The sequence below is a fragment of the Ruegeria sp. BB6 genome, assembly GCF_056539385.1.
Genome location: NZ_JBQFUW010000002.1, coordinates 459,859 through 480,300 on the forward strand (window position 1 = coordinate 459,859; position 20,442 = coordinate 480,300).

Sequence of the window (20,442 nt, forward strand, 5' to 3'; positions counted from 1 at the left end):
GCAAGTCTAACAAGACCGACTCACGATAAATTAGGTGGGGTGGCGGGGAGACAGGGATTCGAACCCTGGGGACGCTCTCACGCCCAACGGTTTTCAAGACCGCCGCATTCGACCACTCTGCCACCTCCCCGCGTGAGGGAGGGTCTAAGGCCAACCGAAACCGGTGGCAAGACCAAATAGGGAAATCTTGCCGAAGCTCACGCAGCGGTCTTTCCATGACACATTGGGCAGGCTATGATCCACTCGAAAGACCGTATCAGGCTGGCAATTCAGAACCGGCTATCGGCGGCGGGGCTCAGGAAACGAGGCCCCTTCAGGCAAGGGATGACAAAATGAAGCGAGCGACCGAGACACGCGCAAAACCGCGAGCTTTGGCGGTTCTGGCCGTTATTTCTGCTGTACTGGCTGGCTGTGATGAGACGTTGTCACCTGACAACGTATCTTCCGAGGCCGTGACTGACAGTGCCCAGAACGACGGCGTAGTCGAACTTTTCCCGGATGCTACGGGAAACAAGCGCGATGACGTCGAAGCGCCCGAAGTTTTCGAGCTGACCGAGGCTGGCTTGTGGGACGGTCGTCCTTCGCTGGGCGGCGTTTGGGTGGCCCACCCTGATGTTACACAGCCCGAACGGGTGCGTATCAAGAACACGGCGAACAACAAAACCGTCACCGGTGCGCTGTTCCGCCGGGAACGAAACCTGCCGGGACCGGCCCTCCAGCTATCTTCCAATGCTGCAGAGGAACTGGGCATTCTCGCGGGGTCTCCTACCAAAGTTCAGGTCGTTGCATTGCGCCGCAAACCAGTCGAGCCACCTGAACCCGAGCCCGAGGAAGCCCCAGAATCGACGGAACAGGCTTCGGCGCAGGAAGATGATAAATCCCAGGTTGATGCGGCTGAAACGGCCTCTGATGGCTCCGAAAAACCCGCCAAGCGGAAATGGTGGCAAAAGAAAGAAACGACCGCCGCCGCTGCAGGTGCTGCTGCGGTAGCTTCGGAAACCGCGGCCGAGACAGCAAGTGAAGCCACGACAGAAGCTGTCGAAGCAACCGTAGAAGCGGCCCCAACGGCAACCTTGAGCGACCCAGAGGTTACTCCGCCCGAGGAAAAAACCACCAAGCGGAAATGGTGGCAAAAGAAACCGGCCGACGAAATCACGGAAACCCCGCTTGATCCGATCCAAGGTGCTGCCGCCGCGATTGAAGCCTCTGAACCGACCCCTGCCAGCAGCACGGCGGCACCGGAAAGATCATCTGGTTCACTGTCGAAGCCCTATGTTCAGGTCGGCACATTCGGCGTCGAAGCAAACGCAAAAAGTGCCGCTGATAAGATACGGCGCAACGGGTTGCCCGCCGAGGTTCGCAAACTTGAAACCGATGACAAATCTGTCTGGAGGGTTCTGGTCGGCCCGGCCTCGACACGAGGTGAACGCATCGCCCTTCAAAGCGATGTAAAAGACCTGGGCTTCTCGGACGCCTTCCTGGTCAAAAACTGAAACAAAGGAGGCCCAAGTGCTGTCCTCATTGCGATCATCTGTCTTGACCCTCGGGCTGGCGCTGTTCGCCCTGCCCGCTCAGGCATTCGACACAACGGCGCGCGCTGCCTATGTGATGGATCAAACAACAGGCACCGTCCTGTTGGCCAAAGACGCGGACCAACCGCTGCCACCGGCGTCGATGTCCAAACTCATGACACTTTACGTCGCATTCGAGGCGCTGCGTGACGGCCGCCTGACGCTGGACGAAGAACTGCCCGTTTCGGAACACGCCATGAGCTATGGCGGCTCGACCATGTTCCTGAACACTCAGGACCGCGTCCGGGTCGAAGATTTGTTGCGGGGCATAATCGTGTTGTCCGGCAACGATGCCTGTGTGGTGATTGCCGAAGCACTCAGCCCCGACGGAACCGAAGCCGGGTTCGCGCGTTACATGACCCAGCGCGCCGAACAGATGGGCATGGACAACTCGAATTTCGCCAATTCCAACGGCTGGCCCGCAGCAGGGCATTTGATGTCGGTTCATGATCTGGCAGTTCTTGCGGATCGACTGATCACCGACTTTCCGGAATATTACCCTCTGTTCGCCGAGGAGGAGTTTGAATTCGATGGCCGCGCGCCTTCAAACTCGCGCAATCGCAACCCCCTGCTCAAGCTAGGTATCGGTGCGGATGGATTGAAAACCGGCCACACGCAAGAGGCAGGATACGGGCTTGTTGGTTCAGCCGAACAGGGCGACCGTCGTGTAATTTTTGTGCTTTCCGGGCTCGACAGTACCGCTCGCCGCGCAGAGGAGGCTGAGGCCGTGGTTAACTGGTCGTTTCGCAATTTTGTCGAGAGGACAATTGCCAACGCCGAAGCGCCGATAGCCCAAGCCAAGGTCTGGATGGGCGCGGAAAAGACGGTTGGGCTGGTTCCCGATGGTGATCTGACTTTCCTTCTACCTGTTCTGGGCGACAAGGATGTCGAGGCCGAAATAGTCTACGACGGACCCGTCGACGCATCGGAAAACTCGATCAAAAAGGGGCAGAAGCTGGCCGAGTTGGTCATCAAGCCCGAAGGTCTACCGGAAATCCGCCGCCCACTGGTCGCGGCAAACGATGTTGCAACCGGCGGATTTGTGGTGCGGATGATGACTGTAGGCAGCCTTGTTTTCACTGACGTGATCGGCAATCCGTTGGACGCACTGTGACGAGTAGCGGATTGTTTCTGACCTTTGAAGGTATTGATGGATCAGGCAAGTCATCGCAAGCGCACAAGCTGGCAGAGCATTTGCGCAGCAAGGGTCACGACGTTGTCCTGACCCGCGAACCTGGCGGGTCCGAAGGGGCCGAAGAAATCCGCAGGCTCGTGCTTGAAGGCGACCCCGACCGGTGGTCCGCCGAAACAGAAATTCTGCTATTCACTGCCGCACGACGCGACCACTTGGAGCGCACGATCGAACCCGCCCTGGCCGCTGGTAAAGTCGTGATATGTGATCGCTTTGCCGATAGCACCCGCATGTATCAAGGGCTTTCACGCGGTGACTTGCGGGGGCTGGTGGACCAGTTGCACAGCCTGATGATTGGTCGCGAGCCTGATCTGACCATTCTGATCGACATGGACCCTCAAATCGGATTGTCCCGCGCCAAGGGTCGTCAGGGAACGGAAGAACGGTTTGAAGATTTCGGCCTGGACCTTCAGCAAAAAATGAGGGCCGGTTTTCTTGCCCTTGCAAATGAGTTTTCTCAACGGTTTCGCGTGATCGACGGCAACAGGAACATGGACAGTGTCGCCCGAGATGTGACAGAAATCGTTGAACAGGCTTTGCGGTAAACCACTGATGAGCGACGAACCCCAGCCCCCGGATCAGGCACCCGGTGCCCCTCACCCGCGTGAGACCCGACAGCTTTTCGGGCAAACCGAGGCCGAGCAAGCGTTTCTGACCGCATACAACTCGGATCGTCTGCATCACGGCTGGTTGCTGACCGGGCCACGCGGTGTCGGGAAGTCCACATTGGCGTGGCGTATTGCGCGGTTTTTGCTGGCCACGCCGGTCGCTGAAGAAGACGGCCTTTTCGGTGCGCCTCCGCCGCCGGCGTCTCTGGATATTGACGAGGATCACCCTGTTTCCCACCGCATTCGGGCCGGAGCTGACCCGGGCTTGGCCTCGATCATCCGGACAGTCAATGACAAGGGGAAGATGCGCAACGAAATCGTGGCCGAGGATATCCGTAAACTCGGACGGTTCTTCGGTCTATCGTCAGCCGACGGTGGGCGTCGGGTTGTCATCGTAGACTCTGCGGATGAGATGAACGTCATCGCGGCGAATGCCCTGCTGAAGATGCTAGAGGAGCCCCCGGCTCGCACCACGATTCTGATGGTGTCGCACCAACCCTCGCGTCTGCTGCCGACGATCCGGTCACGGTGCCGGACGCTCAGGCTTTCGCCGCTTGGCACTGAGGATATGCTGACGGCTTTGACTCAAACCGGAGCAGAGCCACCCAGCAACCCCGATCATCTGACCGCCCTGGCTTCGGGTTCAGTCGGTGCTGCCGTGCGTCTGATCAATCTGGGCGGGTTGGAAATTTACGCGGAACTGATCGCCGTACTTGGCACACTTCCAAGGTTGGATCGCCAGCGCGCGCTTGCATTGGCCGAAGCTGCGGCGCAGCGCGGTGCGGCCGAACGCTTTGAATTGCTACTCACGTTGACCGAGATCGCTCTGTCGCGGTTGGCTGTCACAGGCGCATCGGGTGCGCCGCCGATGCCAGAAGCAGCCCCCGGCGAGGCGGAACTGTTGTCCCGCTTGTCCCGATCCCCCCATCAGGCCCGCCAATGGGCGGACACGGCAGCCCTGGTCACATCACGGGCGCGACATGGTCAGGCCGTGAACCTTGACCCTGCCGCTTTGGTCCTAGATACGGTGTTCAAGATACAGGAAACCGCCGGTCAGAGCAGATGAGCGACACGCCCCAAATTACAGACAGTCATTGCCATCTGGACTTCCCCGATTTCGATGGCCAGTTGAACGAGATCGTGACCCGCGCAGCCCAAGCAGGCGTGACCCGGATGGTTACGATCTGCACCCGGTTGCGCAATGAACCCACCATCCGCGCGATCGCAGAGGCGCATGCGCCGGTCTTCTACGCCGCTGGCACGCACCCCATGAGCGCCGCTGATGAACCGATGGCAACCGTTGACGAATTGGTGGCTCTTTCACAGCACCCCAAATTCGTGGGCATTGGTGAGACCGGTCTGGATTATCACTACACCGCCGATAGCGCCGAGGTGCAAAAGCAATCCCTGCGCATCCACATCGAAGCCGCGCAACGGACGGGCCTTCCACTGATTATCCATGCCCGCGCTGCCGACGATGATATGGCGCGGATTTTGAACGAGGAATATCGCAACGCGCCGTATTCCTGCGTTATGCACTGTTTTTCATCTTCGGCGGACTTGGCGAAAGCTGCATTGGACTTGGGCTTTTACCTGTCAATGTCCGGCATCGCCGCCTTTCCCAAAAGCCAAGAGCTTCGGGACATATTCGCCAGCGCCCCGGTCGACCGCATCCTTGTCGAAACCGACGCACCCTATCTGGCGCCGCCTCCGTTCCGAGGTAAGCGCAACGAACCTGCCTACACGGCCCATACTGCCCGAAAAGGGGCCGAGGTTTTTGGAATGGACTACCCTGAATTCGCAGCCCAGACGCAGGCGAATTTTGACCGGCTGTTCACCAAGGCCGCAACGTACAAGGCGGCTGCATGACAACGCTGCGCTGTACGATCCTTGGTTGCGGGTCTTCTGGCGGCGTTCCCCGGTTGGGTGGTCACTGGGGCGACTGCGATCCGACGAACCCCAAGAATGTGCGCCGGCGCTGCTCGATGCTGGTAGAACGCGACGGCCCCGAGGGGACGACTTCGGTTCTGATCGACACGACACCAGACATGCGCAGTCAGTTGCTTGATACGGGCACTGGCCGTCTGGACGGCGTAGTCTATACCCATTCGCATGCAGATCACGTGCACGGCATCGACGATCTGCGCATGATCGTTTTCAACATGCGTGAACGTGTGCCCGTTTGGGCGGATGGAGACACTCAAAACGATCTTCTGGGACGGTTTGGATATGCGTTCATTCAGCCCGACAGCTCGCCTTATCCCCCGATCCTCGATCTGAAAACCATTGATGGCCCTTTCGAGGTCAACGGCCCCGGAGGACCCATCCCCTTCCGTCCGTTCAAGGTCAACCACGGCTCGATCGACGCTTTGGGGTTTCGGATGGGCAATCTGGCCTATCTGCCCGACGTTGCCGAGATTTACGACGATGCCTGGACGATGATGGAAGGGTTGGACTGTCTGATCATTGATGCGCTGCGGCGGTCACCGCACCCTACTCATGCGCATCTGGAAAAAACGTTGGGTTGGATCGAAAAACTGCAACCCAAGACCGCTGTTCTGACCAACATGCATATCGACCTCGACTTTGCCAAGGTCCAAGCGGAAACCGCTGATCACATCACCCCTGCTTTCGACGGCATGGTGATCCATCAGGCGCTGTGACGCCCTGACCGCCTGCACCACGATAACCATGCCCAACGCGGCAATTTTTGTGGGGCGGTAGATGCTGCAAAGCCTGCTTGATGTAATTCTTCCGGTTTTCCTTGTGATTGGAGCGGGTTACGCCTCAACTCGGGCCGGGTATTTCAAGCAAGTCCACGTCGATGGGCTGATGAAATTCACCCAAGGGTTCGCGATCCCGTGCCTGCTGTTTCTGGCGATTTCCCACCTGGACCTTAGCGCCAGCTTTGATCCGCGTTTGCTCGCCAGCTTTTACACTGCCGCCGCGCTATGCTTTTGCGCCGGAATGTTCGGTGCGCGCCTGATTTTCAATCGAGATTGGGAGGACTGTGTCGTCATAGGGTTCTGCTGCCTGTTCTCCAATTCGGTTCTGCTGGGGCTGCCGATTACAGAACGCGCCTATGGGCCCGAGAATCTGACGGGCAACTACGCAATTATCGCCTTCCACTCTCCCTTTTGCTATGGCGTTGGCATCACGGTGATGGAGGTAATTCGGAACCGCGGCAATGGCAGGGCGCTTATGGTTCGCTCAGTCCTGTCGGCCATGTTTCGGAATGCCCTGATCCTCGGCATCGCCTTAGGTTTTGCCGTCAACCTTTCGGGGATCGCAGTCCCTGCGGTCGTGGATGAGGCGCTTGGCCTGATGACGCGCGCAGCGTTGCCCGGCGGGTTGTTCGCATTGGGCGGTGTTCTGGTCAAATACAAACCCGAAGGCGACTTGCGTGCGATTGCATTTGTCTGTTGCGTATCTCTTATGCTTCACCCAAGTCTGGTTTGGCTGTTTGGATCAACGGTTGGGCTGCCACAGGATCTGTTCCGTTCCGGCGTCTTGAATGCGGCCATGGCACCCGGCTTTAACGCCTATATCTTTGCGAATATGTACGGGCGGGCAAAACGGGTCGCAGTGTCCTCGGTTTTGATCGGTACGGCGGCATCCATTCTGACGGTGTGGCTCTGGCTGACATTGCTGGGGTAACCCACTCGAAATACACATTGACTTTGTCCATGCCGGACACACCTTTCGCGAAACCTAGCAGGACGACTTCAATGCCCCACGCTCTTATCGTTGCCCACGGTCAGCCTTCTGACCCGGAGCCCGCAGAGGCAGCGCTGGCCGCATATGCAGCCGAGGTAAACAATCTAAGCAACGGCATAACCGTTACGTCCTCTACGCTCGCCGCCCCTGGCAGGCTTGAATCCAAACTGGATGAATTGCCCGATGACACAGTTATCTACCCACTGTTTATGGCCAAGGGGTGGTTCGTGACCAGCGCGCTGCCAAACCGCGTTGGGGACAGACCTGTGCGTATTCTTGATCCTTTGGGCACCGACGCCAACTTACCCTCGCTGGCTTCGGAAGCCCTGCGAGACACCCTGGCGGAAACCAAATGGGAGCCCAACTGCACGCACCTCATATTGGCAGCCCACGGATCGGGCCGCAGCCGCAACCCGTCGGAAGTTGCCAGAACTTTCGCACGCAATCTCGAAAGGGTACTGGCGTTTCGATCGGTGCGCGTCGGGTTCGTCGAGGAACCTCCATCCATTTCCGAAGTGGCCGAGGGTACCGGTGCACAAGCAATCTGCCTGCCATTTTTTGCCTGTATGGGCGGCCATGTGCTTGAGGACATCCCGCAAGAGCTGGATCGCGCCTCTTTCCAAGGCCGGGTTTTGCCAGTTGTCGGGGAACTTCCGCGCGTTAAGCGGCACATTGCAGAGGTCCTGACCGCTGTCGCTAGGGAAATGTGACACGGCTCGGCAAAACGCCAACCATTACACTGGAATAGCCTTGTAGACCCGGATAGCAGTACAGTTGGAACTCTGCCGGCGACAGCTCTCGCAGCTCAAGCGTGGGAAGCTTCAAATCAGAGACTGCCAACCTGACCCGGTCAGACAAATCGTCCAGTGAATGCAGAAATTCGACGTAGGTTTCCCCTCCGAACCGCAGCAGACGCCGCAATCCTTCCATGTTGGGATGCGACACCAGATACGTGCCGAGGTCTTCTAGGATTTCAGCGCGGGCCCGTTTCAGCTTGGCACAGAGGACATCCAGAACCCTAAGGGTCATATCATCGTCGTAGACAAGCATCGCCTCGAACTCGGAGAAACCCAAGTCTGCCGCTTCGGTCACTTTCAGCCAGCACGACTGCCCGTAGGTCGCACAAACAAATGACTGTACCGCCCGATTGATCAGACCATGCATAAGATGCCCCAGTGTGGTTACATCCTCAGTCTGATCCTAGAATCCTTAACAAAAAGCCAAGAAACCCGGTGAGATAGGTACAATACGCCCTAGTCTCAAACGAGAAGTTTCCCTTTCGCATTAGAAATCCGTCGGAGCCCCTCCTTCGGCTTTTCGGCGGGTCACGAAATCTGCCAATTCTTCGCGTATTCCGTCATCCATCGCCGGAGGCTCGAAGCTGGTGATAATTTCCTTGAACATGTGATGCGCACGCTCTGCCGTCCAGATTCCTCCGGCGACGTTCCAGCCTTCGTAGTTTTTCCAATCGCTCAGGAACGGCTGATAAAACGCGGTCGTATAGCGATCCTGCGTGTGTTGGATGCCAAAGAAGTGGCCATCGTTTCCAACCGCCTTAATTGCCTCCAACGCAATTTCATCCGGTCCGGTGGCCGTGATTTCTGGCTGCATATAGCGTTGAATTTGCTGCAGAATCTCGCAGTCCATAATGAACTTTTCCGGGCTTGCGATCAGCCCACCTTCAAGCCAACCGGCTGCGTGATAAACCATGTTGGTGCCCGATTGAACGGCTGCCCACAGAGAGTTCGAGGTCTCCCAAACGGATTGCCCGTCTGGAACGTTGGCCGCGCACACTCCAGAAGATCGCATCGGCAGACCGTAATACCGCGCCATCTGGCCTGTCATCTGGGTCGAGCGCATGTATTCCGGTGTCCCGAATGCAGGCGCACCCGACTTCATGTCGACATTGGAGGTAAATGTACCGATCACGCAGGGGATACCCGGACGCACATACTGGAACAAAGCGATCGCACACAGCGCCTCGGCCAGAGACTGCGCCACCGCCCCGGCCATCGTCACCGGTGCCATTGCCCCCGCAAGAGTGAACGGGGTCACGACTATGGCCTGCCCTCTCCGTGCCAGACGCAGGCAACCGTCAATCATTGGATGGTCATGTTTCAACGGCGAGGTTGAGTTGATGTTCGTATACATCCGAGGCTCTGCCTCGAATTCCTCATCGCTCAGACCACCTGCGATCCGCACCATCTCCATGACATCTTCAACCCGCTCCTTGCCCAGAGAATAAGCGTGCATCGCCTTGTCCGTCAGGGTCAGCTTGTCATAGAGCACATCCAGGTGGCGAACGCTGGCATGGATATCAACCGGTTCAACCGGATACCCGCCAGCAAAGTGGATACAGTTGAAATACTGCGTCAATTTCAACAGGTTCCGACACATTTCGCGGTTACCCGGTACTTTGGTTCCGATCTCCATGTCCCAGTAATTCGGTGGCGAAGACACGTTTCCGAAAAGCATGTTTTTCCCGCCGATCTCGATCTTCCGATCCGGGTTGCGCGGCGTTATCGTGAACGAGGACGGAGCTTTTCGGACCATCTCCATGACAAAGTCGCGCCCCATACGGACATTGTCACCCTCTATCGTACATCCGGCTTCGCGCAGGATTGCGATGGCTTCTTCGTTGTAGAATTCGATCCCGATTTCTTCGAGGATGCGCATGGCCCCTTCGTGAACCGCCTCGATACCGGCTTCGTCCAGAGGTTCGGTGGGATTGTCGATATTGACCGGAGGGTTCCAGGGCATCTGGTCAATCACCGCGGTTCCTCGGCGCTCGGCGGCACCCGCGCGCCCTCCGCTGCGGCGTCTACGCGTTTTTGTCTCGGCCATTGGATCCTCCCGGAGCTTGCCTTTTCTCAAGCAAGCCCCGAAGTCCGACGGCTGGCCGCTCTGTCTGCGACAAGCTATGTCGGATTCAATGCCCGAACCGGCGATTCTGACGCCAATTTGTTCAGAACTTCGCCAGCCACCCCGGAATATGCCCGATGTCAGGCAGCACAACATCAGCCATTGGCGCCAGCGCGTCGGCTTGCGCAAGTCCGGTCAGCACTCCGACTGTAGTCATGCCTGCCGCGCGCCCGGCTTGCAGGTCGTGAAGGCTGTCGCCAACCATGGCGACCCGTTCGGGGGAAACCTCAACATGCGCCGCAAACGCCAAAAGCTGCCCCGGACCCGGTTTGAAACCGTGCCCGCTGTCATACCCCGCAACAAAATCAAAGTGATCGCGAATACCGGCCGAGGCCAGATGCTCTAACGCGGGCATCTCTCCGTCATTCGTGGCCACGCCCAGCTTCAAGCCTGCCTGCCGTAGGCCATCCAAAAAGGGAACCAACGGAACCGCAGGTGCCTGCGGTGCCAAAGCTGACTCGGTATTCAATACATCTATAAGGGCGTCCTGCGTCATTTCAGGAAGATGAGGGGCCAATGCCTCGGCGACCTCCTCCACCGTTCCTGCGATAACGACGCTATCTTCCGAATAAGCCACCTTTTCCAAGTCGAACCCGATAACGCGACCCAGTTCGGCAGCGTGCTGATGATTTCCTTCTGCCAGCCGCAACAACACGTTGCGTCCAAAAGCCCCCCAGGTGTTTGCGAAATCAAACAGGGTACCGTCCTTGTCGAACAGGATCGCGTCGATGGGCATTGTAGACTCCAGAAAAGTTAGAACTCAGGTCCAGTGAACATCCGCGCCGCCAGACAGAACGACACGCGCTTGGCCGGGCAACTCGTAAGGTACGGATTTGGCATCACAAAAGGCCACCACCCACGAATCGTCAAGCATTAGAAAGTCCAGCACGGACCCAAGGAAACCCGTGTCACCCGCCCCGTCTCTGATGTCCTGAGCGGACGCACCGGTCGAGCCAAGAAACACAGGCAAAAGTTCTTCGTTCCCCACCAGCCAGCCCAGAACATCGAGCGCCAGCGTTTCAGCGGATTGGGCAGAGAGTGCCATAAAAGTGACCCCGGATCAGACATTGGAAAGGGTTTGTTAACCAGACTCATAAAGACTTTGGCAACACATGCAATCAACGGTGACTCATATGTCCGTGCAGGGAACCATCCTTGTCCTAGACGGGACCTCTACCAATCGCATCATGCTGAAAGTTCAGCTGACAGCCGCTTGGTATCACGTGGTCCAAGGTGAAAAACTGGACGGTCTGGCCGGGTTATTAAGGCGTACGCGGCCCGATCTTGTGCTGACGGCGCAATCGCTTCCTGATGGCACTGCCGCGGACGTCAAAAACCTGGTGGCGGCAGACCCCGATCTTGTGGACGTGCCGGTTGTCGCCATTGCCGCGCAAAACGACAGGGCCGCCAGGCTGAAAGCGCTTTCCGACGGATTGGACGATGTCCTTGCCCCGCCTTTCAAAGATACACTATTGCTGGCCCGGGTCCGCAGCCTGCTGCGTGCACGAGCTGACACTCAGGAACTCAAGGTCGGAAGCGGGTCGCAGCCGATTGGCTTTGCTGAACCTGTTGCGGGCTTCAATGCTCCGCGAAAGAAAGCGCGTGTTGCTGTTCTGGCCCAGACTTCCAGAACAAGCGCGCTGTGGCACAAGGCGCTGTCAGATCGTACGCACCACAACCTGACCGCTCACACATCTTCGAATTTGCAGAGGCTTTTGTCAGGGCCGCTTCCGGATGCAATCGTAGTTGAAATCGGGGCAAACGCCTCAGATTTGAATACCCTTGCCGATCTCAGGTCCAGGGGGGCAACGCGGCGAACCGTATTGATCGGGGTTCTGCCCCAAGAAAACGCCTCTCTCGCGTCCGAGGCGCTTGATCGCGGGGTGGATGCGATCTGTTTGGGCGGTTTTTGCCCCGAAGAAGTTTTACTGAGACTGGATAACCAGATCGCTCGGAAAATCCGAATGGACCAAATGCGCGCGTCGCTTCACCGCGGGATCGCTGAATCCTGGATCGACCCCCTGACCGGCCTGCACAATCGTCGCTATGCAATGCGGGCAATGGATCAGATCGCTCGGAAATCCTCTCGGGTCGAGCAGGGATTTGCCATCATGCTGGCTGATCTGGACCATTTCAAATCCATTAACGACCGCTATGGCCACGACGCGGGCGACTTTGTTCTGACCGAAGCCGGACGAAGGATGGAGCGCACAGTCGGTTCATCCGGCTTCGTCGCTCGCATAGGTGGCGAGGAGTTTCTGATTGGTTTGCCAGAAACGACCCAAGCATCGGCCCTGTCCACGGCCCGTACCCTATGCGACTGTATTCGCCAGACACCGTTTGCGCTGCCCGGCTCTTTGAACAGGGTGCCGGTGACAATCAGTATCGGGCTTATCGCGACCCAACCGCCACATTCGCAACGGGAACCGTTGGATGGTTTGATAAAATCCGCCGATACCGCGCTTTATGCCGCGAAACGGGCCGGAAGAAATCAGGTTCGGGTCAGACAATGCGCTGCCTGACACTTCAATTCTTTTTCTTGCGGTCATGCGGCCCGCGCCGAATGACTTCTTCCAGCCGGTTCGCATAGGCCGTGCGCTCGGCATCGGTCATCGCCGAAATGCGAGCAAGCCACTTGTTCTGCAATGCAACTTGCAGTTCGGCCGTGGACTGCGCTTGTCGGGTCAGAAGGGTCTGGATGGTGGCCGGGTCAAAGGGTTCGGCGCGCAATGCCTCGTTCAGCGCAGCAAAGTCCTGATACCGACTGCTGGCCCCTTTCCTGTGCCGGTCCGACAAATCCCCACGCAAAGTCTTCCGATCCTCTTTCGGCAAGGCCCGATAGAGCGCCGAACCAAAGCCGGGCGGAGCCTTGGCGCGTTCGCCTCCTTTGACACGAAGGGTCGCTCCAACGGCAATTCCGATGATCAGCAAGTTCAGGGCCAAGGACACGCCCAACAAGACTGGCATCCACCGACGCTTGGGTTTTGGGCTATCGCTCATTCGGCGTCCTCCAGAAATGATGTGTCAAGATCCGCGAGCACAATGCTGGTGTCTTGACCGAATAGAATTGTCGCCGGGTCCGGCAGGAAACCCGGCGCGGCAAAACCGATCCAAACCCCTGCAACACTGGCCGCAACCAACCCGCCCATGCCTTGCCAACCTCCGACGCCGTCAACAATCCGCGCCCAAAGAGCCCGAGAGGGCTTGCCTTCCGGCTTCGTCCGGCCGAGGCGCACTTCTTCCGCGTCGGTCAAGATGCGAACCGCAAGCGCGTCAGGCAACTCTGGCCGGTCCTGCCGGGCCTGCGCAAACAACTGATCCAAGCGTTTTTCGTCTTCAGTCATCGGTCATACCCCAGTTCATCTCGTCTTCCGGCCAATATCCCTGTCAAAGCCCGCTTGCCACGAGCAGTCAAACTCTCGACCGCTTCTACGGAAATGCCCATGATCCCGGCAATCTCGGGGTTGGGCAATTCTTCGATATGCCGCAATACAACGGCCTGTCGCTGACGCTCGGGCAATTGCGATAAGGCCAGCTGCAGCGCATCTTTGCGGGCGTCGTCCTGCATGCGCTCGGCAACACTGGCCTGACCATCCTCTGGCTCAGGAATCTCTGCCAGTCGGTAAGGTTTTTGCTTGCGCAGGTGATCCACGCACAGGTTCATCGTTACGCGATACAGCCATGTTGAAACCTTGGCCTGCCCCGAAACCCATTCCGGAGCCACCTTCCACAGGCGCATCATGGCCTCTTGCGTGATATCTTCGGCCTCAGCCCGTGACCCCAGCATCCGCAGGGCAACCGAAAAACTTCGCGGCCCAAGCCGGTCAGTCAGAACGCGCGCGGCGGCTGCATCGCCACGGGCGAACTGACCCAGCAAGACGTCATCGCTGGGCGTGTCCGCGGTGCAGGTGGCACCGCGAACATCGTTCAGTGGAGAGGTCAGATCCTCCATCCCGCATCAGCTGTCGTCAGAACCACCCTTGTCGCGTTTCTTGTGGTGCCGACCCATCTTGCTTTTCGCATCCGCAAATTCCTGTTCCGAAATCGCACCGCTATTGTCTGCGTCTATACGGTCAAACATCTTGTCAGCGCGGCGCGGTTTGGGCAACTCATCCTCGCTCAGAAAACCGTCCTGATTGGCATCGTGCCTCTCGAACATCTTCGAGACGCGCTCGTTCACCTTCTTCTGGCTGGCCGCCTGCAGTTCCTCAACGCTCAACTGGCCATCGCCGTCAGTATCGGCGTCGGTGAATCGCTGGCTTCGGTGGGCCTGCATTTCTTCAAGCGTCACCTGACCGTCATTGTTGGCGTCCAGCTCTTCAAAGGTCACAGGTTCGTGACCGCGCGGACCTGCCGCCAGAACCGAGGTGCCTGTAATTGCGACCGCAGAAAGGACAATCGCCGGGATAAACTTCGCGCTTTTCATATCGGTTTTCCTTTGTTTGTGCGGCGTCTTTGCCGCTGCTCACATAGGTTCAAACGTGGCGATGCGCGGGTTCCGTCGCAGAAACCCGAAAAAGTTTATCACTGCGCAGGCGCACAAAGCGACGCACCCCCCTTTTCTGCAGCGGAAAAGATGCGCAATATCCCTCAAACTGGAACGTGTGAGTATCACAATGACAGATCAGACGATCGACACCATAGCCCAGCACGAACGCCCGACCTGGCCTGCATTGGTCAAAGGGTTTCGGTGCCGTTGCCCGAAATGCGGTGAAGGAAAGCTGTTGCATAGCTATCTAAAAGTGAACGACAGTTGCGCGTCCTGTGGGCAAGAACTGTTTCACCACAGGGCGGATGACGGCCCGGCTTACCTGACGATTCTGCTGGTCGGACATTTGTTGGCACCTGCTTTGCATGTCTCATACGTGCATTGGCGGCCCGAGCCTTTGACGATGTTCCTGATATTCGCGATAGGCTGCACGGCGCTATCCCTTTTCCTATTGCCGCGACTGAAAGGTGCCGTGGTCGCCTATCAATGGGCGCGCCGCATGAACGGGTTTGAAAAGTCGTAATGACCCGGACTATCCAGATGGGCACATCATGACGGTTGATAAAACAGCGATCCGTGACGCGGCGACGGTTATCGTTCTGCGCGACCGTATGACAAAGCCGTCCATCCTGATGGGGCAACGTGGGGCTAAAGCCGCGTTCATGCCCAATAAGTTCGTGTTTCCCGGTGGCGCGGTCGACAAGGAAGATGCCGAGATCCCTCTGGCCTCTGCCATGCCGCCCCTATGCCAAGAACGCCTGGCCGAGCGGTCCGAACCGAACCTCCAAAACGCTCTGGCCGCTGCCGCAATTCGTGAGTTGTGGGAGGAAACCGGGCTGGTTTTGGGGCACCCCGAAGCATGGCCTGCGCCCGCCCCATTGGATTGGACCGGTTTCGCCGAGCTAGGTTATCGTCCGGCGGCCGAGGCACTGCAGTTCGTGTTCCGCGCTGTGACCCCTCCTGGGCGTCCCCGTCGATTTGATGCGCGGTTTTTCCTTGTCGATGCTTCTGCAATTCAAGGGGATCTGGATGATTTCAGCCGCGCGTCGGATGAGCTGTCCCATCTGCAATGGGTCCCGCTGGAACGTGCGCGCGAATTCGACCTTCCTTTCATTACCGAAGTCGTTCTGGCCGAAATCACGGCGCGGGTTACAGACACCGCACCGCCAACGTCGGTCCCCTTCCTGCTGAATCAGGAAGAGGAGAGCTTGTTTCTAAAGCTCAAAGGCTATCCTATGCCCTAAGACGACTGATGACAGTTGAGACTTCGGGCTTTTTGCCGATCTCTGACTTGGCTGTATGGCGCACAATACGGCGCATCGCTTCTTCCAGCTTGTCATCATCGCGCAGCGTCTTGGCATCGGCGCGCATCAGGAACTGGTTCAGGTCTTCTTCCAGTACTTCAACCAAGGCCGCCCGCGATGTTCCCAACTCAGGCAGTCCCATTGTATCGCACCATGGTTCGCCCAGCGGTTCGTCTTCATCATCAAGAATGACCGTCACGGTCACATGACCGTTCAGCGCCATTCGGATTCGGTCACGCACTACACCATCCAAAGCGCCAACCTTGACCGTACCGTCCAGATATGTCCGGCCCGTTTCGACATAATCCACCACCTGCGGCGCATTGCCGGTCAGATCCAGCATGGTGCCGTTCACCGCCAGAACACCCGTCCGACCTCCGGCTTCGGCCAGTTTCGCGTGCTCGCGCAGGTGTCGATGTTCACCATGCATCGGAATGACGATCTGAGGGTCGATCAGCGCGTGCACTTTCTCAAGATCCGGCCGGTTGGCATGGCCTGATACGTGATACAGGCCGGAACTGTCATCCACGACATCCACGCCTTTTTCGCTGAGCTGGTTGATGATGAAGATCACGCCCCGCTCGTTCCCCGGAATTGTCTTGGACGAGAACAGGAACAGGTCACCCTCTTTGAGCTCGATCCCGCGATATTTGCCACGGGCCAGTTGTGCACTGGCAGCGCGACGCTCGCCCTGGCTGCCGGTCACGATCAGCATCAGGTTCTGGCGCGGCACATCCACCGCCTCTTCCGCGCTGATTACTTTTGGGAAATCCGAGAGAATTCCTGTTTCGGTCGCTGCTTCGATCATCCGGCGCATCGCGCGGCCCAACAAAACGACCGAGCGCCCCGCTTTTTGCCCCGCCTCTGCCAGCGTTTTCACCCGCGCGACATTCGACGCAAAGGTGGTGGCCACGACCATGCCGCTGGCATTTTCGACCAGCTTGGTAATTTCAGGCCCGACCTCGGATTCCGATCGCCCGTCATGGGGGGAAAACACGTTGGTACTGTCACACACCAGCGCTTTAACGCCGGGCTTTGCGACTTCGGCCCAGAGGTCTGGGTCGAAAGGCTCACCCACAACCGGGTTGGCATCCAGCTTGAAGTCACCGGAATGCACGATCCGCCCTTCGGGTGTATCAATGACCAGTGCCGCGCTTTCGGGGATCGAATGTGAAACCGGCAAGAATCCAACCGTGAAAGGGCCAACTGAAATCTGCTCTGGCCAAGCAGAAACCGTCTGCACTGCATCTTCAGGATGGCCATGCTCTTCCATTTTGCGTCGCGCAATGTTCGCGGTGAAGGCGCGGGCATAGATCGGCGCGCCCAATGCCTCATAGCAATGGGCGACTGCACCTACATGGTCTTCGTGGGCATGGGTGACAAACACCGCGTCCAGACGATCAGCACGCTCTTGCAGCCACGAGATGTCGGCGTGGATCAGATCGACGCCCGGCGTTGTGTCCATGTCCGGGAATGTCACCCCGAGATCGACGAGGATCAGACGCTCCTGCCCCGGCTTACCATAGCCGTAGACATAGGCATTCATGCCGATTTCGCCTGCACCGCCCAGCGGCAGATAGATCAGTCGTTCACTGCTCATGTTGAGCCATTTTCCTTGTTATAGCGATGGATCACGGTCAGGCCGTGCATCGTCAGGTCATCCTCGATCGCGTCAAACCCAACGTCCGCCTGGTCGAACAGAGGCGCAAGCCCACCGGTTCCAACGACCTTCATCGGCATTCCGTATTCCGCTTTGATGCGGGCAATCAGCCCTTCGATCAATCCCGAATAGCCCCAATACACGCCGGATTGAATACAGCCAACCGTATTCGTACCGATCACCTTTTCGGGGCGCGTAATGTCGATATGCGGCAGTGCGGCAGCGCCCTGGTGCAATGCCTCAAGGCTGAGGTTGACGCCCGGCGCAATGATCCCGCCTACATAAGACCCATCCGAGGCGACCACGTCAAAATTCGTGGCAGTGCCGAAATCGACCACGACGACATCGCCGCCGTGACGGTCAAACGCGCCAACCGCATTGGCCAGCCTGTCCGGGCCGGGGATGGTTCCTTCGTCAATGCGAGGGGCCACGGGCAGCAGGCATTCAGGTTTACCGACCACCAGCGGTCTGCAACCAAAGAACCTGTCTGCGAATATACGCAGATTGAACACCACACGCGGCACGGTTGAGGCGATGACGACATCCGTGATGTCCGCATCTATCCCATAGTGTTTCACCAGTGTGGAATACCACGTGAAATACGCATCTGCTGTTCGTGAGTGGTGCGTCGACGTGCGCAGAGTGCACAGGAAGGTTTCGCCATCCCAGATCGAAAACACTGTATTCGTATTGCCGCAGTCAATTGCCAGAAGCATTTCAGCCTCCTTCAGAAAAACACATCCGCCGCCGGAATGCTGACGCGGCCTTTGGCGGTGTTTAAGACAAGGTTGCCGCCCGCGTCCACTGTTTCAAAGGTTCCAACCGTCTCGGACGCTGCGGTACGGGCGGTGATCACCTCACCCAGCCGGGCCGCACGCGCAAGCCAGGCGGTGCGGATCGGTTCAAAACCGTAAGTTACGAATTGGCTTTCATACTTTGCAAACGCGGCTGCAAGCTCGGTCAAGAAGTCCTCGGGGGTCACATCCGCGCCGGTTTCCGATAGCAGCGAAACCGGACGCACCGCACCGGGTTCAATCGCCTGCGCAGATGGGGCTTGGGACAGGTTCACGCCAATCCCAACCGCCAGGTGAGATATCCCGCGCCCCTGCCCGGTGCTTTCCAACAAAATGCCCGCCAGCTTGCCACCGTTCAGCAAGACGTCATTTGGCCACTTCAGAGACAGGCCACTGGCGCGACCCGTGACCGCCACACAAGCATCGAATAGGGCGAGTGCTGCCACGAAACTGCGCAACGCAGCGTGTTCCGGGCTTCCCTCGGGGCGTAGAAGCAAGGTCGCCGCAAGGTTGCCCTTTGGGTTCTCCCACGCCCGACCGCGCCGACCCCGAGCTGCTGTCTGGTGGTGCGCCAATATCCAAACCGGGCCTTGCGCGGTCGACGCGATGCGCGCTGCCTCGTTCAGCGTGCTGTCAACTTCCTGCAAAACGTGCAGGCCATATCCTTGCGGCCATTGGGTCATGTCAAAAAGGCCCGGTCTGACGACCGAGCCTCCTGCGTCTGGATGATGCGGCTATCAGTTGACAAGTGTTGCAGCCGCAGCAGCCGCTGCGCCTTCGACACCGAACTGGTAAAACACCCCGATCAGCATCAAGGCAGCCGACCCCATCAATGCCCCCCACAGTACAGGAGAGGAATTCGTTTCGATCGGGTCATCATTCTCAGCGCCGAAATACATGTAGAACACGATCCGAAGGTAATAGAACGCCCCAATGACCGAGGATATGGCCGAAACGATTACCAGACCGGTCAGCCCTGCCCCTACACCGGCCTGCCACACGCCGAACTTGGCAAAAAAGCCCAGCATCGGCGGTACACCCGCAAGGCTGAACATCAAGATGAGAACCGCAAGCGCCTTGCCCGGATCGCGTTTTGAGTACTGACGCAGCGCGTCGATATCCGTCACCGGCTTGCCTTCGCGCTCCATCATCAGGATGAAGGCGAATGTTCCGATATTCATGGTCACGTAAATCGCCAGGTACATCAGCATCGCCTTGATGCCCATTTCCGTACCAGCCGCCAGACCAATCAGCGCATAGCCCATATGAGCAATCGAGGAAAACGCCATCAGTCGCTTGATGTCTCGCTGACCGATCGCCGCAACCGCGCCCAGCAGCATCGACAGGACCGAGAGCAGGACGATCACCTGCTGCCAATCTTTGACCACCCCGCCAAAGGCATCATGCAGCAGCCGTGCAAACAGAGCCATCGCCGCCACTTTTGGCGCTGTGGCAAAGAAAGCGGTGATCGGCGTGGGCGAGCCTTCGTACACGTCCGGCGTCCACATGTGGAACGGAACAGCCGAGACTTTGAACGCCAGACCCGAGATCAGGAAGATCAGCCCGAACAGCAACCCGACTGAGACGTCTCCGTGATGAACCGTCTGGATGATGCCCGAAAATAGCGTGGTGCCCGTGAAGCCGTACACCAGCGACGCACCGTACAGCAGCAGGCCCGAGCTGAGCGCGCCCAGAACGAAATACTTCAGACCGGCCTCGGTGGACTTCGCGCTGTCACGACGCAAGGCAGCCACGACATAAAGCGACAGAGATTGCAGCTCTAGCCCCATATACAGGGACATCAGGTCGCCCGCGCTGACCATCATCATCATACCCACGGCAGCCAAGGCCACAAGCAGCGGGTACTCGAACCTAAGCAGTCCGCGCCGCGCCATATAGTCTTGGCTCATCACCAGAACGGCCGCGGCAGACAACAGGATCGCAACCTTGGCAAAACGCGCGAAACCGTCGTCCACAAACATGCCGTTGAAGGCCACGTTGGTGCCATCACCATTCGTCGCGATCCATATCGCAAGCAAAGCCATCAAACCGGCGGTGGCCCACACCAGTGCAGGCGCCAGCCCGTCCTTGGTGGTGTAAACTGCCCCAATCAGCGCCGCCATCGCATACAAAGCCAGAACGATCTCTGGCAAAATTATTGTCAGATCAGCCTGGATCATGTCTC

General features: G+C 58.2%; 22 protein-coding genes, 1 tRNA gene and 1 pseudogene. 11 read left to right on the forward strand and 13 right to left on the reverse strand.

Features of this window, described 5'->3' with window-relative positions:
• Positions 1-40: 40 nt before the first annotated feature.
• Positions 41-130 (reverse strand) — tRNA-Ser (locus ACR0B7_RS06660).
• A gap of 202 nt (positions 131-332) precedes the next feature.
• Between ACR0B7_RS06660 and ACR0B7_RS06665 the strand changes: the two genes are divergently transcribed.
• The 8 genes from ACR0B7_RS06665 to ACR0B7_RS06700 all read left to right on the forward strand — a co-directional run bounded on the left by ACR0B7_RS06665 (position 333) and on the right by ACR0B7_RS06700 (position 7,798).
• On the forward strand, positions 333-1,493 hold the full coding sequence (locus ACR0B7_RS06665) for an SPOR domain-containing protein (RefSeq protein WP_170576550.1): 1,161 nt from the start codon (positions 333-335) through the stop codon (positions 1,491-1,493).
• 16 nt (positions 1,494-1,509) lie between these two features.
• A complete protein-coding gene (locus ACR0B7_RS06670; protein ID WP_170483746.1) occupies positions 1,510-2,685 on the forward strand; it encodes a D-alanyl-D-alanine carboxypeptidase family protein in 1,176 nt (391 codons plus the stop codon).
• Positions 2,682-3,308, forward strand: coding sequence for a dTMP kinase (gene tmk / locus ACR0B7_RS06675; RefSeq protein ID WP_170483749.1), 627 nt, complete (start codon positions 2,682-2,684; stop codon positions 3,306-3,308). The genes ACR0B7_RS06670 and tmk overlap by 4 nt, the downstream gene beginning before the upstream one ends.
• Positions 3,309-3,315: 7 nt before the next feature.
• Positions 3,316-4,437, forward strand: a complete 1,122-nt coding sequence (locus ACR0B7_RS06680; RefSeq protein WP_170576551.1) for a DNA polymerase III subunit delta' — start codon at positions 3,316-3,318, stop codon at positions 4,435-4,437.
• A complete protein-coding gene (locus tag ACR0B7_RS06685) occupies positions 4,434-5,240 on the forward strand; it encodes a TatD family hydrolase (protein ID WP_170483752.1) in 807 nt (268 codons plus the stop codon). Before ACR0B7_RS06680 ends, ACR0B7_RS06685 begins: the two co-directional genes overlap by 4 nt.
• Positions 5,237-6,034, forward strand: coding sequence for an MBL fold metallo-hydrolase (locus tag ACR0B7_RS06690; protein ID WP_170576552.1), 798 nt, complete (start codon positions 5,237-5,239; stop codon positions 6,032-6,034). Before ACR0B7_RS06685 ends, ACR0B7_RS06690 begins: the two co-directional genes overlap by 4 nt.
• 61 nt (positions 6,035-6,095) lie before the next feature.
• Positions 6,096-7,028, forward strand: a complete 933-nt coding sequence (locus ACR0B7_RS06695; RefSeq protein WP_170483756.1) for an AEC family transporter — start codon at positions 6,096-6,098, stop codon at positions 7,026-7,028.
• A 71-nt stretch (positions 7,029-7,099) separates the two neighbouring features.
• Entirely contained in the window at positions 7,100-7,798 is a 699-nt protein-coding gene (locus ACR0B7_RS06700; RefSeq protein WP_170483758.1) for a CbiX/SirB N-terminal domain-containing protein, read from the forward strand.
• A gap of 10 nt (positions 7,799-7,808) precedes the next feature.
• On the opposite strand, the pseudogene ACR0B7_RS06705 reads toward ACR0B7_RS06700, so the two are convergent.
• The 4 genes and pseudogenes from ACR0B7_RS06705 to ACR0B7_RS06720 form a co-directional block, all read right to left on the reverse strand.
• Positions 7,809-8,252, reverse strand: a pseudogene (locus tag ACR0B7_RS06705) (heme NO-binding domain-containing protein); the annotation flags it as partial.
• Positions 8,253-8,372: 120 nt separating this feature from the next.
• A complete protein-coding gene (locus tag ACR0B7_RS06710) occupies positions 8,373-9,932 on the reverse strand; it encodes a trimethylamine methyltransferase family protein (RefSeq protein ID WP_170483762.1) in 1,560 nt (519 codons plus the stop codon).
• Positions 9,933-10,053: 121 nt separating this feature from the next.
• Positions 10,054-10,746, reverse strand: coding sequence for an HAD family hydrolase (locus ACR0B7_RS06715; protein ID WP_170562434.1), 693 nt, complete (start codon positions 10,744-10,746; stop codon positions 10,054-10,056).
• A gap of 24 nt (positions 10,747-10,770) precedes the next feature.
• On the reverse strand, positions 10,771-11,055 hold the full coding sequence (locus tag ACR0B7_RS06720) for a DUF3572 domain-containing protein (RefSeq protein WP_170483766.1): 285 nt from the start codon (positions 11,053-11,055) through the stop codon (positions 10,771-10,773).
• Positions 11,056-11,143: 88 nt separating this feature from the next.
• On the opposite strand from ACR0B7_RS06720, the gene ACR0B7_RS06725 reads away from it, so the two are divergent.
• Complete coding sequence (locus tag ACR0B7_RS06725) at positions 11,144-12,532, forward strand: diguanylate cyclase (RefSeq protein WP_170483768.1); 1,389 nt, start codon at positions 11,144-11,146, stop codon at positions 12,530-12,532.
• Between the two features lie 4 nt (positions 12,533-12,536).
• On the opposite strand, the gene ACR0B7_RS06730 is transcribed toward ACR0B7_RS06725, so the two are convergent.
• Genes ACR0B7_RS06730 through ACR0B7_RS06745 form a run of 4 tightly spaced genes read right to left on the reverse strand, consistent with a single transcriptional unit; the run spans position 12,537 to position 14,436 of the window.
• Positions 12,537-13,010 carry a periplasmic heavy metal sensor gene (locus ACR0B7_RS06730; RefSeq protein ID WP_170483770.1) on the reverse strand — a complete coding sequence of 158 codons (474 nt, stop codon included), beginning with the start codon at positions 13,008-13,010 and terminating at the stop codon, positions 12,537-12,539.
• Entirely contained in the window at positions 13,007-13,354 is a 348-nt protein-coding gene (locus tag ACR0B7_RS06735; protein ID WP_170483772.1) for a hypothetical protein, read from the reverse strand. The genes ACR0B7_RS06730 and ACR0B7_RS06735 overlap by 4 nt, the downstream gene beginning before the upstream one ends.
• The gene (locus ACR0B7_RS06740; RefSeq protein ID WP_170576553.1) at positions 13,351-13,962 is read right to left on the reverse strand and encodes an RNA polymerase sigma factor; all 612 of its coding nucleotides are present in this window, start codon (positions 13,960-13,962) and stop codon (positions 13,351-13,353) included. The genes ACR0B7_RS06735 and ACR0B7_RS06740 overlap by 4 nt, the downstream gene beginning before the upstream one ends.
• Positions 13,963-13,968: 6 nt before the next feature.
• Entirely contained in the window at positions 13,969-14,436 is a 468-nt protein-coding gene (locus ACR0B7_RS06745) for an EF-hand domain-containing protein (RefSeq protein WP_170483776.1), read from the reverse strand.
• A 190-nt stretch (positions 14,437-14,626) separates the two neighbouring features.
• Here ACR0B7_RS06745 and ACR0B7_RS06750 point away from each other — a divergent pair, with 190 nt between their 5' ends.
• Together ACR0B7_RS06750 and ACR0B7_RS06755 are read left to right on the forward strand one after the other, a co-directional pair.
• A complete protein-coding gene (locus ACR0B7_RS06750) occupies positions 14,627-15,022 on the forward strand; it encodes a DUF983 domain-containing protein (protein WP_170384220.1) in 396 nt (131 codons plus the stop codon).
• 28 nt (positions 15,023-15,050) lie between these two features.
• Positions 15,051-15,743 carry an NUDIX hydrolase gene (locus tag ACR0B7_RS06755; RefSeq protein ID WP_170483778.1) on the forward strand — a complete coding sequence of 231 codons (693 nt, stop codon included), beginning with the start codon at positions 15,051-15,053 and terminating at the stop codon, positions 15,741-15,743.
• Here ACR0B7_RS06755 and ACR0B7_RS06760 read toward each other — a convergent pair.
• The 4 genes from ACR0B7_RS06760 to nuoN are packed head-to-tail and all read right to left on the reverse strand — an operon-like array spanning position 15,733 to position 20,437.
• Complete coding sequence (locus ACR0B7_RS06760; RefSeq protein ID WP_170483780.1) at positions 15,733-17,403, reverse strand: ribonuclease J; 1,671 nt, start codon at positions 17,401-17,403, stop codon at positions 15,733-15,735. The two genes, ACR0B7_RS06755 and ACR0B7_RS06760, sit on opposite strands and share 11 nt — an antisense overlap.
• A complete protein-coding gene (locus ACR0B7_RS06765; RefSeq protein WP_170483782.1) occupies positions 17,400-18,179 on the reverse strand; it encodes a type III pantothenate kinase in 780 nt (259 codons plus the stop codon). Before ACR0B7_RS06765 ends, ACR0B7_RS06760 begins: the two co-directional genes overlap by 4 nt.
• A gap of 11 nt (positions 18,180-18,190) precedes the next feature.
• On the reverse strand, positions 18,191-18,940 hold the full coding sequence (locus ACR0B7_RS06770) for a biotin--[acetyl-CoA-carboxylase] ligase (RefSeq protein ID WP_170569201.1): 750 nt from the start codon (positions 18,938-18,940) through the stop codon (positions 18,191-18,193).
• Between the two features lie 54 nt (positions 18,941-18,994).
• Positions 18,995-20,437 (reverse strand): NADH-quinone oxidoreductase subunit NuoN, encoded by a 1,443-nt coding sequence (gene nuoN / locus ACR0B7_RS06775; protein ID WP_170483787.1) that lies wholly within the window; start codon positions 20,435-20,437, stop codon positions 18,995-18,997.
• Positions 20,438-20,442: the final 5 nt, after the last annotated feature.

Bases quoted from the DNA above. Each gene is read 5' to 3' on its own strand.
- ACR0B7_RS06665 (WP_170576550.1), top strand. From the start codon at position 333: ATGAAGCGAGCGACCGAGACACGCGCAAAACCGCGAGCTTTGGCGGTT.
- ACR0B7_RS06745 (WP_170483776.1), bottom strand. From the start codon at position 14,436: ATGAAAAGCGCGAAGTTTATCCCGGCGATTGTCCTTTCTGCGGTCGCA.
- ACR0B7_RS06720 (WP_170483766.1), bottom strand. From the start codon at position 11,055: ATGGCACTCTCTGCCCAATCCGCTGAAACGCTGGCGCTCGATGTTCTG.
- ACR0B7_RS06715 (WP_170562434.1), bottom strand. From the start codon at position 10,746: ATGCCCATCGACGCGATCCTGTTCGACAAGGACGGTACCCTGTTTGAT.
- ACR0B7_RS06690 (WP_170576552.1), top strand. From the start codon at position 5,237: ATGACAACGCTGCGCTGTACGATCCTTGGTTGCGGGTCTTCTGGCGGC.
- ACR0B7_RS06680 (WP_170576551.1), top strand. From the start codon at position 3,316: ATGAGCGACGAACCCCAGCCCCCGGATCAGGCACCCGGTGCCCCTCAC.
- ACR0B7_RS06760 (WP_170483780.1), bottom strand. From the start codon at position 17,403: ATGAGCAGTGAACGACTGATCTATCTGCCGCTGGGCGGTGCAGGCGAA.
- ACR0B7_RS06700 (WP_170483758.1), top strand. From the start codon at position 7,100: ATGCCCCACGCTCTTATCGTTGCCCACGGTCAGCCTTCTGACCCGGAG.
- ACR0B7_RS06750 (WP_170384220.1), top strand. From the start codon at position 14,627: ATGACAGATCAGACGATCGACACCATAGCCCAGCACGAACGCCCGACC.
- ACR0B7_RS06725 (WP_170483768.1), top strand. From the start codon at position 11,144: ATGTCCGTGCAGGGAACCATCCTTGTCCTAGACGGGACCTCTACCAAT.
- ACR0B7_RS06765 (WP_170483782.1), bottom strand. From the start codon at position 18,179: ATGCTTCTGGCAATTGACTGCGGCAATACGAATACAGTGTTTTCGATC.
- ACR0B7_RS06740 (WP_170576553.1), bottom strand. From the start codon at position 13,962: ATGGAGGATCTGACCTCTCCACTGAACGATGTTCGCGGTGCCACCTGC.
- ACR0B7_RS06770 (WP_170569201.1), bottom strand. From the start codon at position 18,940: ATGACCCAATGGCCGCAAGGATATGGCCTGCACGTTTTGCAGGAAGTT.
- ACR0B7_RS06695 (WP_170483756.1), top strand. From the start codon at position 6,096: ATGCTGCAAAGCCTGCTTGATGTAATTCTTCCGGTTTTCCTTGTGATT.
- ACR0B7_RS06730 (WP_170483770.1), bottom strand. From the start codon at position 13,010: ATGAGCGATAGCCCAAAACCCAAGCGTCGGTGGATGCCAGTCTTGTTG.
- nuoN (WP_170483787.1), bottom strand. From the start codon at position 20,437: ATGATCCAGGCTGATCTGACAATAATTTTGCCAGAGATCGTTCTGGCT.
- ACR0B7_RS06710 (WP_170483762.1), bottom strand. From the start codon at position 9,932: ATGGCCGAGACAAAAACGCGTAGACGCCGCAGCGGAGGGCGCGCGGGT.
- ACR0B7_RS06685 (WP_170483752.1), top strand. From the start codon at position 4,434: ATGAGCGACACGCCCCAAATTACAGACAGTCATTGCCATCTGGACTTC.
- ACR0B7_RS06735 (WP_170483772.1), bottom strand. From the start codon at position 13,354: ATGACTGAAGACGAAAAACGCTTGGATCAGTTGTTTGCGCAGGCCCGG.
- ACR0B7_RS06755 (WP_170483778.1), top strand. From the start codon at position 15,051: ATGACGGTTGATAAAACAGCGATCCGTGACGCGGCGACGGTTATCGTT.